Annotated in this window: 15 protein-coding genes; 12 read left to right on the forward strand and 3 right to left on the reverse strand. The window is 72.3% G+C overall.

The features are described from left to right. Positions 1-5: 5 nt before the first annotated feature. The 9 genes from ACN4JJ_RS10780 to ACN4JJ_RS10820 are packed head-to-tail and all read left to right on the forward strand — an operon-like array spanning position 6 to position 10,788. Positions 6-2,057 carry a hydantoinase/oxoprolinase family protein gene (locus ACN4JJ_RS10780; RefSeq protein ID WP_440709912.1) on the forward strand — a complete coding sequence of 684 codons (2,052 nt, stop codon included), beginning with the start codon at positions 6-8 and terminating at the stop codon, positions 2,055-2,057. Further along, on the forward strand, positions 2,054-3,739 hold the full coding sequence (locus tag ACN4JJ_RS10785; protein WP_440709913.1) for a hydantoinase B/oxoprolinase family protein: 1,686 nt from the start codon (positions 2,054-2,056) through the stop codon (positions 3,737-3,739). The genes ACN4JJ_RS10780 and ACN4JJ_RS10785 overlap by 4 nt, the downstream gene beginning before the upstream one ends. Then, a complete protein-coding gene (locus tag ACN4JJ_RS10790) occupies positions 3,732-5,417 on the forward strand; it encodes a hydantoinase B/oxoprolinase family protein (RefSeq protein ID WP_440709914.1) in 1,686 nt (561 codons plus the stop codon). The genes ACN4JJ_RS10785 and ACN4JJ_RS10790 overlap by 8 nt, the downstream gene beginning before the upstream one ends. Then, positions 5,407-6,708 (forward strand): metal-dependent hydrolase family protein, encoded by a 1,302-nt coding sequence (locus ACN4JJ_RS10795; RefSeq protein ID WP_440709915.1) that lies wholly within the window; start codon positions 5,407-5,409, stop codon positions 6,706-6,708. Before ACN4JJ_RS10790 ends, ACN4JJ_RS10795 begins: the two co-directional genes overlap by 11 nt. Further along, entirely contained in the window at positions 6,705-7,232 is a 528-nt protein-coding gene (locus ACN4JJ_RS10800) for a YybH family protein (protein WP_440709916.1), read from the forward strand. The genes ACN4JJ_RS10795 and ACN4JJ_RS10800 overlap by 4 nt, the downstream gene beginning before the upstream one ends. After that, a complete protein-coding gene (locus ACN4JJ_RS10805; RefSeq protein WP_440709917.1) occupies positions 7,229-8,263 on the forward strand; it encodes a zinc-binding dehydrogenase in 1,035 nt (344 codons plus the stop codon). Before ACN4JJ_RS10800 ends, ACN4JJ_RS10805 begins: the two co-directional genes overlap by 4 nt. Then, entirely contained in the window at positions 8,253-8,612 is a 360-nt protein-coding gene (locus ACN4JJ_RS10810; RefSeq protein ID WP_440709918.1) for a TIGR04076 family protein, read from the forward strand. The genes ACN4JJ_RS10805 and ACN4JJ_RS10810 overlap by 11 nt, the downstream gene beginning before the upstream one ends. Then, on the forward strand, positions 8,609-9,616 hold the full coding sequence (locus ACN4JJ_RS10815) for an LLM class flavin-dependent oxidoreductase (RefSeq protein WP_440709919.1): 1,008 nt from the start codon (positions 8,609-8,611) through the stop codon (positions 9,614-9,616). The genes ACN4JJ_RS10810 and ACN4JJ_RS10815 overlap by 4 nt, the downstream gene beginning before the upstream one ends. Next, complete coding sequence (locus tag ACN4JJ_RS10820) at positions 9,613-10,788, forward strand: alpha/beta hydrolase (protein WP_440709920.1); 1,176 nt, start codon at positions 9,613-9,615, stop codon at positions 10,786-10,788. The genes ACN4JJ_RS10815 and ACN4JJ_RS10820 overlap by 4 nt, the downstream gene beginning before the upstream one ends. Here the strand turns inward: ACN4JJ_RS10820 and ACN4JJ_RS10825 are convergent. Further along, positions 10,785-11,552, reverse strand: coding sequence for a TetR/AcrR family transcriptional regulator (locus ACN4JJ_RS10825; RefSeq protein ID WP_440709921.1), 768 nt, complete (start codon positions 11,550-11,552; stop codon positions 10,785-10,787). The two genes, ACN4JJ_RS10820 and ACN4JJ_RS10825, sit on opposite strands and share 4 nt — an antisense overlap. Positions 11,553-11,638: 86 nt before the next feature. Between ACN4JJ_RS10825 and ACN4JJ_RS10830 the strand changes: the two genes are divergently transcribed. Both ACN4JJ_RS10830 and ACN4JJ_RS10835 read left to right on the forward strand, forming a co-directional pair. Next, entirely contained in the window at positions 11,639-12,493 is an 855-nt protein-coding gene (locus ACN4JJ_RS10830) for an NmrA family NAD(P)-binding protein (RefSeq protein WP_440709922.1), read from the forward strand. 92 nt (positions 12,494-12,585) lie between these two features. Beyond that, positions 12,586-12,978: a DUF7144 family membrane protein gene (locus tag ACN4JJ_RS10835; RefSeq protein ID WP_440709923.1), complete on the forward strand. Its 393-nt coding sequence runs from the start codon at positions 12,586-12,588 to the stop codon at positions 12,976-12,978. A 60-nt stretch (positions 12,979-13,038) separates the two neighbouring features. On the opposite strand, the gene ACN4JJ_RS10840 is transcribed toward ACN4JJ_RS10835, so the two are convergent. Beyond that, positions 13,039-13,776 carry a hypothetical protein gene (locus ACN4JJ_RS10840; RefSeq protein WP_440709924.1) on the reverse strand — a complete coding sequence of 246 codons (738 nt, stop codon included), beginning with the start codon at positions 13,774-13,776 and terminating at the stop codon, positions 13,039-13,041. Positions 13,777-14,073: 297 nt separating this feature from the next. On the opposite strand from ACN4JJ_RS10840, the gene ACN4JJ_RS10845 reads away from it, so the two are divergent. Continuing rightward, the gene (locus tag ACN4JJ_RS10845; RefSeq protein ID WP_440709925.1) at positions 14,074-14,910 is read left to right on the forward strand and encodes an alpha/beta fold hydrolase; all 837 of its coding nucleotides are present in this window, start codon (positions 14,074-14,076) and stop codon (positions 14,908-14,910) included. Positions 14,911-14,978: 68 nt separating this feature from the next. Here the strand turns inward: ACN4JJ_RS10845 and ACN4JJ_RS10850 are convergent, their stop codons facing one another. Further along, complete coding sequence (locus tag ACN4JJ_RS10850; RefSeq protein WP_440709926.1) at positions 14,979-15,851, reverse strand: oxidoreductase; 873 nt, start codon at positions 15,849-15,851, stop codon at positions 14,979-14,981. Positions 15,852-15,861: the final 10 nt, after the last annotated feature.

Consider the following 15,861-nt stretch of genomic DNA (forward strand, 5'->3'; position numbering starts at 1 on the left):
CCCCCGTGTCCCCTGCCCCCTTCCGCCTCGCCGTCGACATCGGCGGCACCTTCGTCGACGCCATGGAGCTGGACACCCGCACCGGGGTCGTGCGCTTCCGCAAAGCCTCGACGACCCCGGCGCGCCCCTGGGAGGGCGTGCTGGCGGCGGTCGACGCGCTCGGCACCGATCTCGGGGAGGTGGAGCTGTTCATCCACGGCACCACGCTCGGCCTGAACGCGGTGCTCGAACGCCGGGGCGGCGCCACCGGGATCATCACCAACTACGGTCTGCGCGACATCTTCCTGCTCGGCCGGGGCAACGTGCCCGACGACCGGATGTACGACTTCCAGTACGAGCGGCCGGCGAGCCTCGTGCAGCGCCGGCACACCGCCGGGGTGCGCGGCCGCCTGAACCATCGCGGCGCCGAGCTCGAGCCGCTCGACGAGGAGGGGCTGCGCGAGGTGGCCCGGCAGCTCGTGGAGGAGGAGGGGGTCATCTCCCTCGCGGTCTGCTACCTGCACTCCTACCTCGACCCCTCCCACGAGCAGCGCACGGCCGAGCTGCTGCGCGAGTGGTACCCGGAGGTGACCGTGTCGGTCTCGACCGACATCGTGCGGGAGCACCGCGAGTACGAGCGCACGTCGACGACGGTGCTCGAGGCCTACATCCGGCCGATCTTCGAGCGTTACGTCGACGAGCTGGAGCGCGGCCTCGCGGCGAAGGGCTTCGACGGCCGGTTCCTCATCATGCGCTCGGGCGGAGGATCGATGACCTCGGCCACCGCCAAGAAGTCGCCCACCCACACCGTGCTCTCCGGCCCCGCGGGCGGGATCGTGGGCGGTGGATACCTCGCCGAGGTGCTCGAACGGCCGAACGTGCTCACCTTCGACATCGGCGGCACCTCGCTCGACGCCTGCGTGATCGAAGACGGAACGGCCGTCGTCACCCACGAGGCGGAGCTCGAGCACTTCCCGTTGCTCATGCCCTCCTACGACATCCGCACCATCGGCGCCGGGGGCGGCTCGATCGCCTGGATCGACCGGGGCCTGCTCAAGGTGGGGCCGGAGAGCGCGAGCGCCGTGCCCGGCCCCGTCTGCTACGGCCGCGGCGGCACCCGCCCCACGGTGACGGATGCCTCGGTGTGCCTCGGCTACGTCGATCCGGAGAGCTTCCTGGCCGGGTCGATGCCCCTCCACGCCGAGGCGGCCCGCGAGGCCGTGCGCAACACGATCGCCGATCCGCTCGGGCTCACCGTCGAAGCCGCCGCCGCCGGCATCTTCGACGTGATGCTCGCCAAGACCGTCGGAGCCGTTCGGCAGATCACCGTCGAGCGCGGCCACGACCCCCGGGTGTTCTCGCTGCTCGCCTTCGGCGGGGCGGGCCCGCTGGTGGCTCCCCTGCTCGCCCGCGAGATGGGGGTGCGCGAGGTGATCGTGCCCTTCGCCCCCTCGGGCTTCTCGGCCTGGGGCATGCTGAGCGCCGACATCGTGAACGACTTCTCGCGCACCCGGATGGAGGTGCTCGACGAGGTGGACCTCGACGACCTCCGCCGCGAGCTCGCCGAGATCGGCCGCGAGGCCCTCGAGTCGCTGCGCGAGCAGGGGGTGGCCGATGACGTGGCCCACCTCGAGAACCAGCTCGAGCTGCGCTACCTCGGTCAGGAGCACACCCTCACGGTGCCGGTCGGGGACGATCCCGATCCCGAGTCGATCCACCGCGCGTTCAACGAGCTGCACGAGGCGCGCTACGGCCACTCCATGCAGAGCCGGGTGCAGATCCTCACCGCCCGGGTGCGCGGGATCGGCCGCACCGTGCGGCCGGGACTGCCCGTGCTGCCGCGTGGCGACGGCGACCCCGCCCGCGCTCTCACGGGGCGCCGCGAGGCCTACGACTTCGGCACGCGGAGTGCGGCGGAGTTCGCCGTCTACGACCGGAGCCGGCTCGCGCCCGGCGACCGGTTCGACGGGCCGGCCCTCGTCGACGAGGGCACCTCCACCACGGTCGTGCACAGCGGCCAGCACGTCGAGGTGGACGAGCACGGCTACCTCCTGATCACCCTGGAGGAGCAGGCATGACGCTCGACGGCGCCACCATCGAGGTCGTGCGCAGCTACCTGCTCGCGGCGGCCGAGGAGATGCGCACCACGCTCATCCGCACCGCCTTCAACCCCGTCATCTACGAGGTGCTCGACTTCGGCATCTCGCTCTACGACGAGAAGCTCGAGCTCATCGCCGAGGCGCCCGGGCTCACCTTCTTCCTGGGCGCGAACGACTTCTCGCTGCAGAAGGGCGTGGAGTACGTCGGAGCCGAGAACCTGTTCCCCGGCGACATCGTGATGCTGAACTACCCCTACTGGAACGCGGCCCACGCCTACGACGCGACGCTGTTCGCCCCGGTCTTCGTGCCCGACGAGGCGCATCCGGATGCCGACGGCACCCTGGTGGGCTACGTCTGCGTGCGGGCCCACTGGATGGACCTCGGCGCCAAAGACCCGGGGTACGTGCTCGACTCCACCGACGTGCACCAGGAGGGCATGCTCTTCCCGGGCACCAAGGTGTTCTCCCGGGGCGAGGCCGTGCACGACATCCACGAGCTGATCCGCTTCAACTCGCGGATGCCCGACGTGGTGCTCGGCGACCTGCACGCCCAGGTGTCGGCCATCCGCACCGGCGAGCGCCGCCTGGTCGAGATCGTGCAGAAGTTCGGCAAGCCGGCCGTCGACGAGGCCGTCGCCGTCATCAAGGCGCACAGCGAGCAGAACACCGTCGACGCCTTGGCCGCGCTGCCGCAGGGCTCGTGGACGGCGGTCGACTGGATGGACGACGACGGCATCAGCGACGAGCCCATCCGCATGGAGGTGACCGTCACCATCGCCGACGGCACGTTCACCGTGGACTTCGCCGGATCGTCGCCGGCGACGAAGGGGCCCGTGAACATGCCCTTCGGCGCCACCATCGCGCTGTGCAAGGTGGTGCTGAAGAACCTCACCTCGCCCGAACAGCCGAGCAACGCCGGCACCACCGTGCCGCTCCGGGTGCTCGCGGAGCCGGGCACCCTCTTCCACGCCGTCTACCCGGCGCCGACGTTCACGCTGTGGACGGGCATCGTGGCGCTCGAACTCGTCTACAAGGCCCTCGCCCAGGGCATGCCCGATCGGCTCGCCGCCTCCTCCGGCGGCGACGTGCCCGGGTTCATGATGGTGGGCGACCACCCCGACACCGGGGAGTTCTTCGCGATCAGCAACAACGATCCGGTGGGCTGGGGCGGCACCCCGCACCACGACGGGCTCGACGCCACCATCCACCTCTCCGAGAGCACCGTGCGCAGCACCCCGATCGAGGTGCTCGAGGCCAGGAGCGGGATGCTGTTCGAGCGGCTCGAGATCCGCACCGACTCCGGCGGCGCCGGCAAGCACCGCGGTGGGGCCGGCCTGCAGCGCGACATCCGCTTCGTCTCGCCGGGCGAGTTCCTCTCGGTGATCAAGAAGACGCGCACCGCGCCCTGGGCGCTGGAGGGCGGGCTCGAACCCGAGCCCAACCAGGTCGTCGTCTTCCCCGGCACCGATCGGGAGGCGCGCGTGAGCACCAAGCGCGTTCCCGTTCAGCCGGGCGATCTGATCCGTCTGCTCACGGCCGGTGGCGGCGGGCACGGGGATGCCGCCGACCGCGATCCCGAGCGCGTGCGGCGGGACGTGTCGGAGGGGTACGTGTCGCGCGAGGCGGCCGCCTCGGTGTACGGGGTCGAGATCGATGACTGAGTCGCTGCCGAGCGTCGACGGGGCCACCGTCGAGGTCGTGCGCAGCTACCTCGCCGCGGCGGCCGACGAGATGCGCAGCACGCTCATCCGCACCGCCTTCAACCCCGTGATCTACGAGGTGCTCGACTTCGGCATCTCGATCTACGACGAGACGGCCCGGCTCGTGGCCGAGGCGCCGGGGCTCACCCGCTTCCTCGGGGCGAACGACCACTCCCTGAAGAAGGGGCTCGAGTACGTCGGCGTGGAGAACCTCCGTGCGGGCGACGTGGTGCTGCTCAACTACCCCTACTGGAACGCGGCGCACTCCTACGACGCCACCCTCTTCTCGCCGGTGTTCCTGCCCGACGAGGAGACGCTCGTGGGCTTCGTGTGCGTGCGCGCGCACTGGATGGACCTCGGCGCCAAGGATCCGGGCTACGTGCTCGACTCCACCGACATGCACCAGGAGGGACTCATCTTCCCGGGCACCAAGGTGTTCTCCCGGGGCGAGCCGGTGCACGACGTGCACGAGCTCATCCGCTTCAACTCGCGGATGCCCGACGTGGTGCTGGGCGACCTGCACGCCCAGGTGTCGTGCCTGCGCACCGGCCAGCGGCGCATCGTCGACGTGATCGCCAAGTTCGGTCTCGGCCCCGTGCGGGCGAGCATCGAGCGCTTCATGCAGCTCGGCGAGCAGGCCTCGCTCGAGGCGATCGCCGCGTTGCCGCAGGGCAGCTGGACGGCCGTGGACTGGATGGACGACGACGGCATCACCGACGACCCGGTGCGCCTGGAGGTCACCGTCACCGTGGCCGACGGCACTTTCACGGTCGACTTCCGGGGCTCGTCGTCGATGGTGCGCGGGCCGGTCAACCTGCCCTTCGGCGCCACGATCGCGTGCGCCCGGGTGGCGTTCAAGGCGCTCACCACGCCCTTCGAGCAGACGAACGCCGGCCACATGGCGCCGCTCCGGGTGAAGGCCGAGCCGGGTTCGCTCTTCCACGCCGTCTACCCGGCGGCCACCTTCACCCAGTGGACGGGCAACCTCGCCGTCGAGCTCATCTACAAGGCGCTCGCCCAGGGCATGCCGGATCGCCTCGCGGCCTGCTCGGGCGGCGACGTGCCCGGTTTCATGATGGTGGGCGCGCATCCCGACACCGGGGCCTTCTTCGCCATCAGCAACAACGACCCGATCGGCTGGGGAGGCACGCCGCACCACGACGGGGCCGGCCCGCTCAACCACCTGTGCCAGACCGTGGCGCGCAGCACCCCCATCGAGGTGCTCGAGGCCAAGAGCGGGATGCTCTTCGAGCGTCTCGAGGTGCGCACCGACTCGGCCGGGGCGGGCCGGCATCGCGGCGGGCCGGGCATCCGGCGCGACATCCGCTTCGTCTCCGACGGCGAGTTCCTCTCGGTGGTGAAGAAGACCCGCACGAAGCCGTGGGCGCTCGACGGCGGCGAGGAGAGCGAGCCCACCCAGGTGATCGCCTTCCCGGGCACCTCGAAGGAGCGGCGCCTCAGCACCCGCCGCATCGCCGTGACGGCGGGAGACCGGGTCACGCTGCTCACCGGAGGAGGTGCGGGGCACGGTCCCGTCTCCGAGCGTGATCCCCGACTCGTGCGCCGCGACGTCGCCGAGGGGATCGTCTCGGCCGCCGCCGCATCCGACACCTATGGAGTTGATCTCGATGACCGATGACACCGCCCGCACCGCGCTCCGGGCCACCGGGCCGAACCCGTCGAGCGTGCTGCTGCACTCGCTGTCGATCGTCGACGCCGTGGCCGAGACCGCCACGCCCGGGGCGGTGTGGGTGCGCGACGGCGTGATCGCGGCGGCCGGGGCGGAGCACGACGTGCGGCGGGCGATCGCTGCGGCCGCGGGGTCGGCATCGGGGTCGGGGTCGGATGCTCCGGTCGAGGTGGATCTCGACGGCGCCTTCCTCGTGCCCGGCCTGATGAACATGCACACCCACTTCTCCCTGGCGCTGCCCGGGGAGCGCGGCGCCTCGGTGAGCGCGCTCGACGACGCCGGCATCGCGCTCCACATGGCCGACGGCGCCCGCCGCGCCCTGCACTCCGGCATCACGACGGTGCGCTGCGTGGCGGAGCGCGGTCACGTCGACTTCGCACTCCGCCACGCCATCGAGCAGGGCCTCGTGCCGGGGCCCGACATCCGCACCGCCGGCCGGGCGCTGGTGTGCACGGGCGGTCACGGTCACGAGAACGACGACACCCTCGAGTGCGACGGCGCCGTCGGTTTCGCACGAGGGGTGCGCAGCCAGATCAAGGCCGGAGCCGATCTGATCAAGGTGATGATCTCCGGGGGCATCGCGGGCCGGCACGAGGGCATGGACACCCCGCAGCTCACCCGCGACGAGATGGCGGCGGTCATCTCCACCGCCCACGCCTGGGGCCGCAAGGTCACGGCTCACGCCGGCCCCGCGCCGATCATCGCCGAGGCCGTGGCCCTCGGGCTCGACTGCGTGGAGCACGGCTACGAGCTCACCCCCGAAGTCGCGGCGGCGATGGCGGCCGCGGGCACCGCCCTCGTGCCCACGCTCGTGGTGACCCGGTGCGGATCGTTCTTCGACGAGCTCGGCGTGCCCGCGTGGATGCAGGAGCGGTCGCTGTCGGCCGGACCGCGGCACGTCGAGTCGTTCCGGATGGCGATCGAGGCCGGGGTGACCATGATGGTCGGCAGCGACATGCCCCCGTTCTGGCCGTTCGAGGGCACCACCGCGATCGTGCGCGAGATGGAGCACATGAGCGGCAACGGGCTGGGCGCACCCGCCACCCTGCGGGCCGGCACGATCAACTGTGCGCGCTGGCTCGGGATCGACGACGTCGTCGGCACGATCGCCGAGGGCAAGCGGGCCGACCTCATCGCCGTGGACGCGAATCCGCTCGACGACATCTCCGCGCTCCGCACCCTGCGCTGGGTGATGCGTTCGGGAGCCGTGGTGCGCGACGACAGGATGGTGATCGCGTGAGCGCCCCGAGCCCGGCTCCGGCCCCGACCCCTTCCTCGACCCCGACCAGAGCGGAGAGCGAGGTGCTCGACGAGATCCGGGACATGTACGACGCGTTCCTGGCCCGCGACCGGCAGCGCTTCGACAGCCACCTGGCGTCGGACGTGACGACCTGGGAGACCCCGTTCCCCCGCCTGATCAGCCGGGGCGAGCTCGACGCGTTCCGCGACGAGCGGCCGCCGTCGGTCGTGGCGCAGGTGCAGTCGCTGCGGGTGGAGGCCGAGCGGGTGGACGTGTGGGGCGACCACGCGCTGGCCCGGTACCTGCTCATCGCGTCGAAGGCCGGTGCCGAGGGCGAGGAGATCTCCCGGGTGACCGACGTGCTGCTGCGCGACCCGCGGGACGGCTGGCGGATCGTGCACCACCACTCCGAGCTCTGGGCCCGCGGCGCATCCGCACCCGCTTCCCTATCGGGCTCCGCGTCCTCGTCCGGCTCCGCCCCTGCCGAGACGGGATCCGGGCCCGAGGCCGGAGCGCGCGGGTGACCGGCTACCGCGCCGCGGTGGTGGACCGATTCGGCGAGCCCGGCGGCGTGCTCCAGGTCTCGGAGCGGCTGCGCGAACCGCTCGGGCACGCAGAGATCCGGCTGCGCTGCGAGGCGGTCGGGCTCAACTTCCTCGACGTGATGATGTGCCGCGGCGACTACCCGGCCGTCCCGGCGCCGCCCTTCGTGCCCGGCGTCGAGGTGGCCGGCACCGTCATCGAGGCGGCCGAGGGCGCGGAGCATCCGGTCGGCACGAGCGTGCTGGCCTGCCCCGCGCTACCGGCCGGAGCCCTCGGCGACGAGGTGGCGATCGCCTCCTCGCTCGCCGTGCGGCGGCCGCCATCCGTCGACGCCGTGACCGCCGCCGCGCTGCCGGTCACCTACCAGACGGCGTGGTTCGCCCTGGATCGCGCCCGGCTCGAGCCGGGCGACTCCGTGCTGGTGAACGCGGGGGCGGGCGGGGTGGGGATCGCCGTCATCCAGCTCGCCCGCGCCCGCGGACTCCGCGTCATCGCGACCGCCGGAGGCCCGGAGAAGACGGCCGTGTGCCTCGCCCAGGGCGCCGAGCTGGCCCTCGACTACCGGCACGCCGACGTCGTCGGCCTCGTGCGCGAGGCCACCGGAGGGGCCGGGGTGACCGCCGTGATCGATCCGGTGGGCGGGCCGATGACCGCGCGCTCGCTGGACTGCCTGGCTTTCGAGGGCCGCCTCGTGGCGGTCGGCACGGCCGGCGGCCCGTCGCAGGTGGATCCGGCCGCCCTGATGGCGCGCAACGTCGATCTGGTGGGCCTGTCGTGGGGGTCGCGGTACCCCTGGGAGCGGCCCGCGAAGGTGCGGGAGGTCTACGCCGCACTGTTCGCGCTCGTCGCGGACGGGAGCGTGCGTCCGCTCATCGACCGCGTCGTCGGCCTGCACGACGCCGGCGCCGCTCTCGACGACCTCGCGGCCCGCCGCACGCGCGGGAAGACCGTCGTCGTACTCGATCGTGGCGACGGATCCGTGGCCGCAGAAGGAGGAGATCATGACCGATGAGACCCCGGATCAGGAGGGGACCACCGCGGAGGCGGACTCCGGCGACGACATGGAGCTGTACGACATCACCGTGGTGGTCGACCGCATCGAAGGCCGCTCGGTGTGCGGAATGCACGTGGGCGACTCGTTCGAGGTGGTGAACTCGAGCCAGCTGAAGGTACCGGGCCACTTCTGCCTCTACGCGCTGCAGGCCGTGCTGCCGATGATCCCGGCGAAGCAGCGCAAGCTGCCGGAGGGCGACTGGCTGGAGCGCGACTCCCTGGTCGCCTGCCCCGACCCGGAGGAGCGCCTGATCATGCGGATCGAGCGCGGCGCACTGTGCCCGATGCGCTCCGGAGACCTCACGTGAGCCGGGCGGAGATCGGGCTCGGCATCCAGTCCGACAAGGCCCCCGGATCGTACGGACCGCTGGCCGCGGCCGCCGAACGGCACGGCATCGACGTGGTCAGCGTCTTCAGCGACCTGCTCTTCCAGCCCCCGATCGCCGCGCTCCTCGAGATGGCCGCGGCCACCACCCGGGTGCGGCTCGGCGCAGCGTGCTGGAACCCGTACTCGCTGCATCCGTACGAGATCGCCGGGCAGCTGGCCGCCCTGGACGCCGCGAGCGACGGCCGGGCGTACCTGGGCCTGGCCAAGGGAACCTGGCTCGACGCCATCGGCATCCGGCAGGCGAAACCGGTCGCACACCTGCGCGAAGCGGCGGGGCACATCTACGCCCTGCTGGCGGGCGAGGGTTCCGGATTCGACGGAGAGCTCTATCCGCTCGCCCCGGGCGTCACCCTCCGCTACCCCGTGCGCCGGGCCCGCCCTTCCCTGCTGATCGGAACGTGGGGGCCGCTCGGCGCCGCACTCGCCGGCCGGATCGCCGACGAGCTCAAGGTGGGCGGCACGGCCAACCCGGCCATGGTGGCGGTGATGCGCGAACGGATCGGCGTCGGCGCCGAGAAGGCCGGACGCAGCGCCCACGACGTCAAGCTCGTGCTCGGTGCGGTGACCGTCGTCGACCGCGACGGCCGCGCCGCCCGGTCGGCGGCCCGCCGCGAGGTCGCGATGTACCTGGCGGCCGTCGCCGATCTCGACCCGACGGTGCAGCTGCCGGACGACCTGCTCGAATCGGTGCGCCGCCTGGTGGCCGAGGGCGACGACCAGGCCGCCGGTGACCGGATCCCCGACGACGTGCTCGACCTGTTCGCCTTCTCGGGCACCCCCGAGCACGTCGCCGAGCAGGCCCAGTCGCTCATCGACGCCGGGGCCGACCGCGTCGACTTCGGCACCCCCCAGGGTCTCACCGACGACGGCGGCATCGAGCTGATCGGCACCGCGGTGATGCCCCTGCTGAAGCTCGACCGGTGAGCCGGCGGCTCACGGCGATCGTGTCGACCGGGCTCGAGGTCGACACCGGGCTGCTCGAGCAGGTGCTCACCGAGGCCGCCGCGCCGCACGGGGTGCCGCTGCGGCTGGTCTGGCTCGGGCCCGGTGAGAGCTGGTCGGAGGCGATCCGGGACGACGCCTCGGCGAGCGGATTCCTCCTGCTGCCCGGCGACGATGTCGATCTCGGGCTGGAGACCGACTCGGTGTGGGCGGATCGGGGCGACGGATCCGTCGTCCGCGGGCCCCGGCCCCCGATCGTGCGCGTCGATCTGGGGCTGCGCGATCCCGATCCCTCGTCGGCGCTGCTGCACCACGTGCGCGGATCGGGACTGGACAGTCTGCGCTTCGTGGTCTCCTCCGTCGTCGCCGCGGCGGCGCATCCGGCGCAGCGGGAGCCGTACGGCCCCGGCCCCGACCAGTACGGCGAGTGGCGCGAACCGGAGGCGGCGCACAGGTCGGCGCCGACCTCGGAAGGGCCGCCTCTCGCCGTCCTCCTCCACGGCGGCTTCTACCGCTCGCGCTGGCAGGCGGGGCTCATGGACGAGCTGGCGGTCGACCTGGCACGCCGGGGCTGGCGCAGCTGGAACCTCGAGTACCGCCGGCCCGACCAGCACGGTTGGGCGGCCACGATCGACGACCTGCACGCGGGTCTCGCCCGGGCACGCGAGCTCGCCGGAGCCTCGGCGGGCCCGATCGTGCTCGTCGGCCACTCGGCGGGCGGGCAGCTCGCCCTGCAGCTCGCCGAGGAGACCGCGGCGGCGGCCGGCGGGCGGGATGCGGAGCCGGGCGTGCGGCTCGCGGTCTCGCTGGCCGGTGTGGTCGACCTCGTCGCCGCGCACGACCGGTTCCTCGGCGAGGGCGCGGTCGGCATCGCCCTGGGCGGAACGCCGTCCGAGCTGCCGGAGATCTACGCCGCCGCATCGCCGCAGGAGTTCCGCGACCGCGCCACGTCGTGGTTGCTCGTCCAGGGCTCCGACGACTCGGCCGACCTCGTGGAGATGAACCGCCGCCTCTCCAACTCGGTGCGACTCGACCGCCCGGAGCTGATCGAGGCTCCCGGGCACCACTTCAGCGTGATCGATCCCCGCTCCCCCATCTGGGAGACCGCATGGGCCCGCGTCACCGCCATCCTCGACGCCGGCGCCGGACGCTAGGTCACCGGCCGCGGAGCCCCGCGGCGTGGCAGCGGATCAGAGCCCCCATATTCGGCGGCGAGTGCCCGATCGAGCCACTCCGTCAGGAGCCGGCGCTCGGAGGCGCTGAGAGCCGTGAGCGACGGCGCGATCGCCCGGAAGGCGACCGTCGCCGCGAGCGTGTCGTCGGGCTCGCGGTCCGGGGCGTCGGTGAGGATCTGCGCCAGCACGGCCTCGTAGACGGCCTCCCCCAGGCCGGGGTCGCGCTGCTCGGGCGGGGTCGCGAGGAGGGTCTGGATCGTGCCGACGCCGCCGGCCTGGATGAGGCCGAGGGCGCGCTGTTCGCTGACCCGGAGGCGGCCGGACTCGGCCACCCGGCGGATCCGCTTCTCGAGCACCCGCCGGCCCGCCGCCGCCGACGGCGAGTTCCGCACGCGGCCGGGCTCGCTCAGCAGGCGGAACACGTCGGGGTTCGCCAGACCGAACTCCAGCTGCGTCTGCCAGCCGGCCCGGAGGTCGTCGAGCGGGTCGACCCCGTCGGCGGCGGCCGCATCGACGATGCCCGCCTTCGCCTCGACGTAGGTGGTCATCACGTGCTCGGCGACCGCCTCGAGCAGGCCGTCCTTGTCGCCGAACAGGCGGTAGATGGCGGGCGGCTGCACGCCCGCGCCCACGGCCACCGCGCGCGTGGTGACCGCCGCGGGGCCCTGGTCTTCGAGCAGCCGCGCCGCGGCGTCGATGATCCGAGCGCGGATGCTGGGGCGCTGGTCGGAGGCGTCATCCATGTATCAACGATATCGTGCCGGTGGTAACGATGCGATTCCAGTGATACTGTCATAATGTTTCCAACGATACTTTGAAGGGGTCACCCATGATCATCGTCACCGGCGCCACCGGCGCCCTCAACGGCGCCACCGTCGACCACCTGCTCGAACGGATGCCCGCCCGCGAGATCGCGGTCGTCGCACGCGACGTCGCCACGGCCCGGCGCTTCGCCGACCGCGGCGTCGAGGTGCGCTACGGCGACTACGCCGACGCCGCCTCGCTGCCCGCCGCCTTCGACGGCGCCGACCAGCTGCTGCTGGTCTCCTCGAGCGACCCGGCGGCCGATGCCGTCGCCCTTCATCACACCGCCATCGACGCCGCGGTGCAGGTCGGCGCCGGGCGCATCCTGTACACGAGCCACCAGGGGGCCGCGCTCGGCACCCCGTTCGGTCCCGGCCGCGACCACGCTGCGACCGAGCAGCTGCTCGCCGACTCCGGAGTCGCCTGGACGTCGCTCCGCAACGGCTTCTACGCCCACAGCCTCGGCTGGCTCACCGGCCCGTGGCGCGAATCCGGTGTGATGGCGGTTCCCGCCGACGGGCCCGTGTCGTGGACGGCGCGCGAAGACGAGGCCGAGGCCGCCGCGATCATCCTGGCCTCGGACGGCGCCTACGACGGCCCGGTCACGCTCACCGCCGCATCCGCCCCCACCCTCGACGACCTCGCCGCGATCGCCTCGGAGATCGCCGGGCGACCGATCGCGCGGGTCGTCGTCGACGACGAGGTCTGGGTGGCGAACCAGATCGCCGCCGGGCGCCCGGAGACGATGGCCCGGTTCACACTCGGCATGTACCGGGCGGCGCGCGAGGGATTCTTCGCCGGCGTCGACCCGCTGCTCGGCACGCTCCTCGGCCGGGAGCCGGTCGCCGCACGGGCCGCTCTCGAGGCCGATGCGGCCTGAGGGGGCCACTCCCGCGGCGCGGTCAACACCAGTAGGGTGATTTTCGACACGAGCCGGATTGCGCCGGCTCCAGAACTCACGGAGGAGCGGCCATGCGACGACCTGGTGGAGTCACCCTTGTGGCAGTGATCGTCTGGATCTCCGGTGCGCTGCAGGTGATCGGCGGCGTCATCGGCCTCATCACCGCTCCGACGACGGCGGAGGTGAACGGAGTGCCCGGCGCAACCGGGTCGCTCACCGCCACCGCGATCGTGGCGATCGTGCTCGGTGTGATCACCATCGCGGTCGGCGCCGCGCTGCTGCGCGGCAGCCAGCTCGCCCGAGTGCTGACGACGATCGTGCTGGCGCTCAACCTGGCCAGCGCCGTCTACCTCCTGCTCGCCGTGCCGACGAGCGTGTGGCAGGGCCTGCTGAACGGCCTCCTCGCCCTGCTCGGCATCATCCTGCTCTACACCCGCAGCGCGAACGCCTACTTCCGCCGCTAGCCGGCGCGCTCGACCGGGAGACCTCCGGCGCGCGGTACCCCCTGCCGATCGGGGTGCGGTCTACGGGATCAGCTGCTGCCCGCTCGTCGCCGTCGTGCCGCCGCCCAGGTCGGCGACGGCACGCAGCAGGTCGTAGCCACCCAGGGCGGACTTCTCGATCGCCGGGGCGGCCGTCCCGCTCTGCGGGCTGGTGCTGGCGGTGGCCACCTGGGTCCACGCGTCGGTGGCCGGGGAGTGCGCCTGGTAGGAGACCGGGCATCCGATGGGCATGCCGAGCCAGGTGACGACGTTGGTCGCGGCGATCACGAACCGCCCTTCGGCCACGAGGGAGAGCGAGAGGGAGACGCTCGACGGTCCGGGAACCAGGATGGCGAGGGTCGGGCTGAGAGTCAGATCGGGTGCCACTCCCGCCTGCAGACGCAGGAGGTCGTTCGCGTCGCCGAGCGAGTAGGGGATCGACTGGTAGACGGCGCCGTCGGCATCCGTCGTGCCGGTGGAGTACGACGACCAGACCAGGGTCGTCTTGTCGCGCACCTGGAGGTCGTAGTCGGTCTGGATGCCCGCACCCTCGGGAGACGTCACGGAGCCGAACACCGTGAAATCGGACTCGTAGACGTTCGAGATGCTGAGCGTGACCGTCGTCGACCCGGGCGAGGCCGCGGCGGCGGGGGCCGCGACGGCCGCCACCACGACGGGGGCGGCCCAGGCCGCCTGCAGCAGCGTGCGCCGTGGCAGCCCCGCGGATGCTCCGGCAGGCGGGGAAGACGGCGCGGGCGGCGCGGCGGATGGCTCGGTCACAGTGCCAGGTTAGGGGCCGCGGACGGCGCCCCGTGCGCCCTCTTGCGGACATGCCCGCAAGAGGACCCGGTCGCGCGATCAGCCCGCGTCGGCCCGCCCGAGACGATGGGCCGCCGGCATCCGCATCCCGAGCCGGTGAACAGCGGGTGCACATTCGTGCGAGATCGCGCCGGCACCGGAGCGCCGGGGCGGCTTCGCGAATAGATTTGGGGCACTCTCCGCGCGAGCGTGGAGCGGTTCCACTTGATCGTCGCCCCCGCGCGCAGCTCGAGGGTGACCTGAACACGGAGGTTGATCATGCCGTTTGTGACCACGGACGATGGCGCAGAAATCTACTACAAGGACTGGGGCAGCCCCGATGCCCAGCCGATCGTGTTCCATCACGGCTGGCCGCTGTCGTCGGACGACTGGGACGCCCAGATGCTCTTCTTCCTGGGCCACGGCTACCGGGTGGTCGCGAGCGACCGGCGCGGCCACGGGCGCTCGTCGCAGATCGGCACCGGCCACGACATGGACCACTACGCCAGCGACGTGAACGCCGTCGTCGAGCACCTCGACCTGAAGAACGCCGTGCACATCGGCCACTCCACCGGCGGCGGCCAGGTCGCGCGCTACGTCGCCCGGTACGGCGAGCCGCAGGGCCGCGTGGCCAAGGCGATCCTCGTGTCGGCGGTCCCCCCGCTCATGGTGCAGACCGACGCGAACCCCGAGGGCACTCCCCTCTCCGTGTTCGACGACTTCCGCAGCGCACTGGCCGGCAACCGCGCCGAATTCTTCCAGGCCGTGGCATCCGGACCCTTCTACGGCTTCAACCGCGAAGGCGTCACGCCCTCCGAGCCGGTGATCGCCAACTGGTGGCGGCAGGGCATGACGGGCAGCGCGCTGGCGCACTACGAGGGCATCAAGGCGTTCTCCGAAACCGACCAGACCGACGACCTCACGGCGATCACCGTGCCGGTTCTGGTCACCCAGGGCGACGACGACCAGGTCGTCCCCTACAAGGACGCCGCGCTGAAGCAGCACGAGCTGCTCCGCAACTCCACCCTCAAGATCTACGAGGGCTACCCCCACGGCATGCTGACGACGCATGCCGACGTCATCAACCCCGACCTGCTGGCGTTCATCCAGCAGTAGGCTCCACCGGCACGAGTGAAGGCGCACCCGGGATCTCCTGGGTGCGCCTTCGCCATTCCTTCGCCGCGTCAGCCCGCGATGGCGTCGAGGGCGGCGACATCCTCCTCGGAGAGGGCGAGGCCGGCCCCGGCGATGTTCTCGCGCAGGTGGGCGACGGACGACGTTCCGGCGATGAGCAGGATGTTCGGCGAGCGCTGCAGCAACCAGGCCAGCGCGACCGACAGGGGCGTCGAACCGAGCCGGGTCGCGACCGCGGAGAGCGCCTCCGACTGTAGCGGGGTGAAGCCCCCGAGTGGGAAGAACGGGATGTAGGCCACGCCCTCGGCGGCAAGCCGGTCGATCAGGGCGTCGTCGTGGCGCGCGGCGAGGTTGTAGCCGTTCTGCACCGACACGATCGGGGCGATCGACTGCGCCTCCTCGACCTGGGCCGCGGTGGCGTTGCTCACGCCGAGGTGCCGGATGACGCCCTGCCGCTGCAGGTCGACGAGCGTCTCGAACGCCTCCCCGATGCGCTCGGGGACGGGGCCGTTCGCGTCGCCGAGGCGCAGGTGCACCAGATCGAGCACGTCGACACCGAGCGTCTCGAGGTTGTCGTCGATCTGCTGTCGGAGCTCATCGGGTCTCCGCGCGCTGGGCCATCCGCCCTGCCCATCCCGCCGCCCGCCGGCCTTGGTCGCGATGAAAAGTCCCTCGGCGTACGGGTGCAGCGCCTCGCGGATCAGCTCGTTCACCACCCGCGGGCCGTACGTCTCGGCGGTGTCGAGGTGGGTGATGCCGCGCGAGACGGCCTCGCGCAGCACGGCGAGCGCGCCGTCGCGATCCTTCGGCGGCCCCATCACCCACGGGCCGGCGAGTTGCATCGCGCCGTAGCCGAAGCGGCTGACCGTGGTGTCGCCGAGGGTCCAGGTGCCGCCGGGGAGAGCGGATGCTGTGGGGGTCATGTGTGCCTTT

The sequence above is a fragment of the Herbiconiux dendrobii genome, assembly GCF_052048175.1.
In the GTDB taxonomy this organism is placed as follows: Bacteria; Actinomycetota; Actinomycetes; order Actinomycetales; family Microbacteriaceae; genus Herbiconiux.

What these genes read in the sequence shown, in the direction of transcription:
- ACN4JJ_RS10790 (WP_440709914.1), top strand. Translation starts at nt 3,732, where the DNA reads ATGACTGAGTCGCTGCCGAGCGTCGACGGGGCCACCGTCGAGGTCGTG.
- ACN4JJ_RS10830 (WP_440709922.1), top strand. Translation starts at nt 11,639, where the DNA reads ATGATCATCGTCACCGGCGCCACCGGCGCCCTCAACGGCGCCACCGTC.
- ACN4JJ_RS10825 (WP_440709921.1), bottom strand. Translation starts at nt 11,552, where the DNA reads ATGGATGACGCCTCCGACCAGCGCCCCAGCATCCGCGCTCGGATCATC.
- ACN4JJ_RS10785 (WP_440709913.1), top strand. Translation starts at nt 2,054, where the DNA reads ATGACGCTCGACGGCGCCACCATCGAGGTCGTGCGCAGCTACCTGCTC.
- ACN4JJ_RS10850 (WP_440709926.1), bottom strand. Translation starts at nt 15,851, where the DNA reads ATGACCCCCACAGCATCCGCTCTCCCCGGCGGCACCTGGACCCTCGGC.
- ACN4JJ_RS10795 (WP_440709915.1), top strand. Translation starts at nt 5,407, where the DNA reads ATGACCGATGACACCGCCCGCACCGCGCTCCGGGCCACCGGGCCGAAC.
- ACN4JJ_RS10835 (WP_440709923.1), top strand. Translation starts at nt 12,586, where the DNA reads ATGCGACGACCTGGTGGAGTCACCCTTGTGGCAGTGATCGTCTGGATC.
- ACN4JJ_RS10845 (WP_440709925.1), top strand. Translation starts at nt 14,074, where the DNA reads ATGCCGTTTGTGACCACGGACGATGGCGCAGAAATCTACTACAAGGAC.
- ACN4JJ_RS10810 (WP_440709918.1), top strand. Translation starts at nt 8,253, where the DNA reads ATGACCGATGAGACCCCGGATCAGGAGGGGACCACCGCGGAGGCGGAC.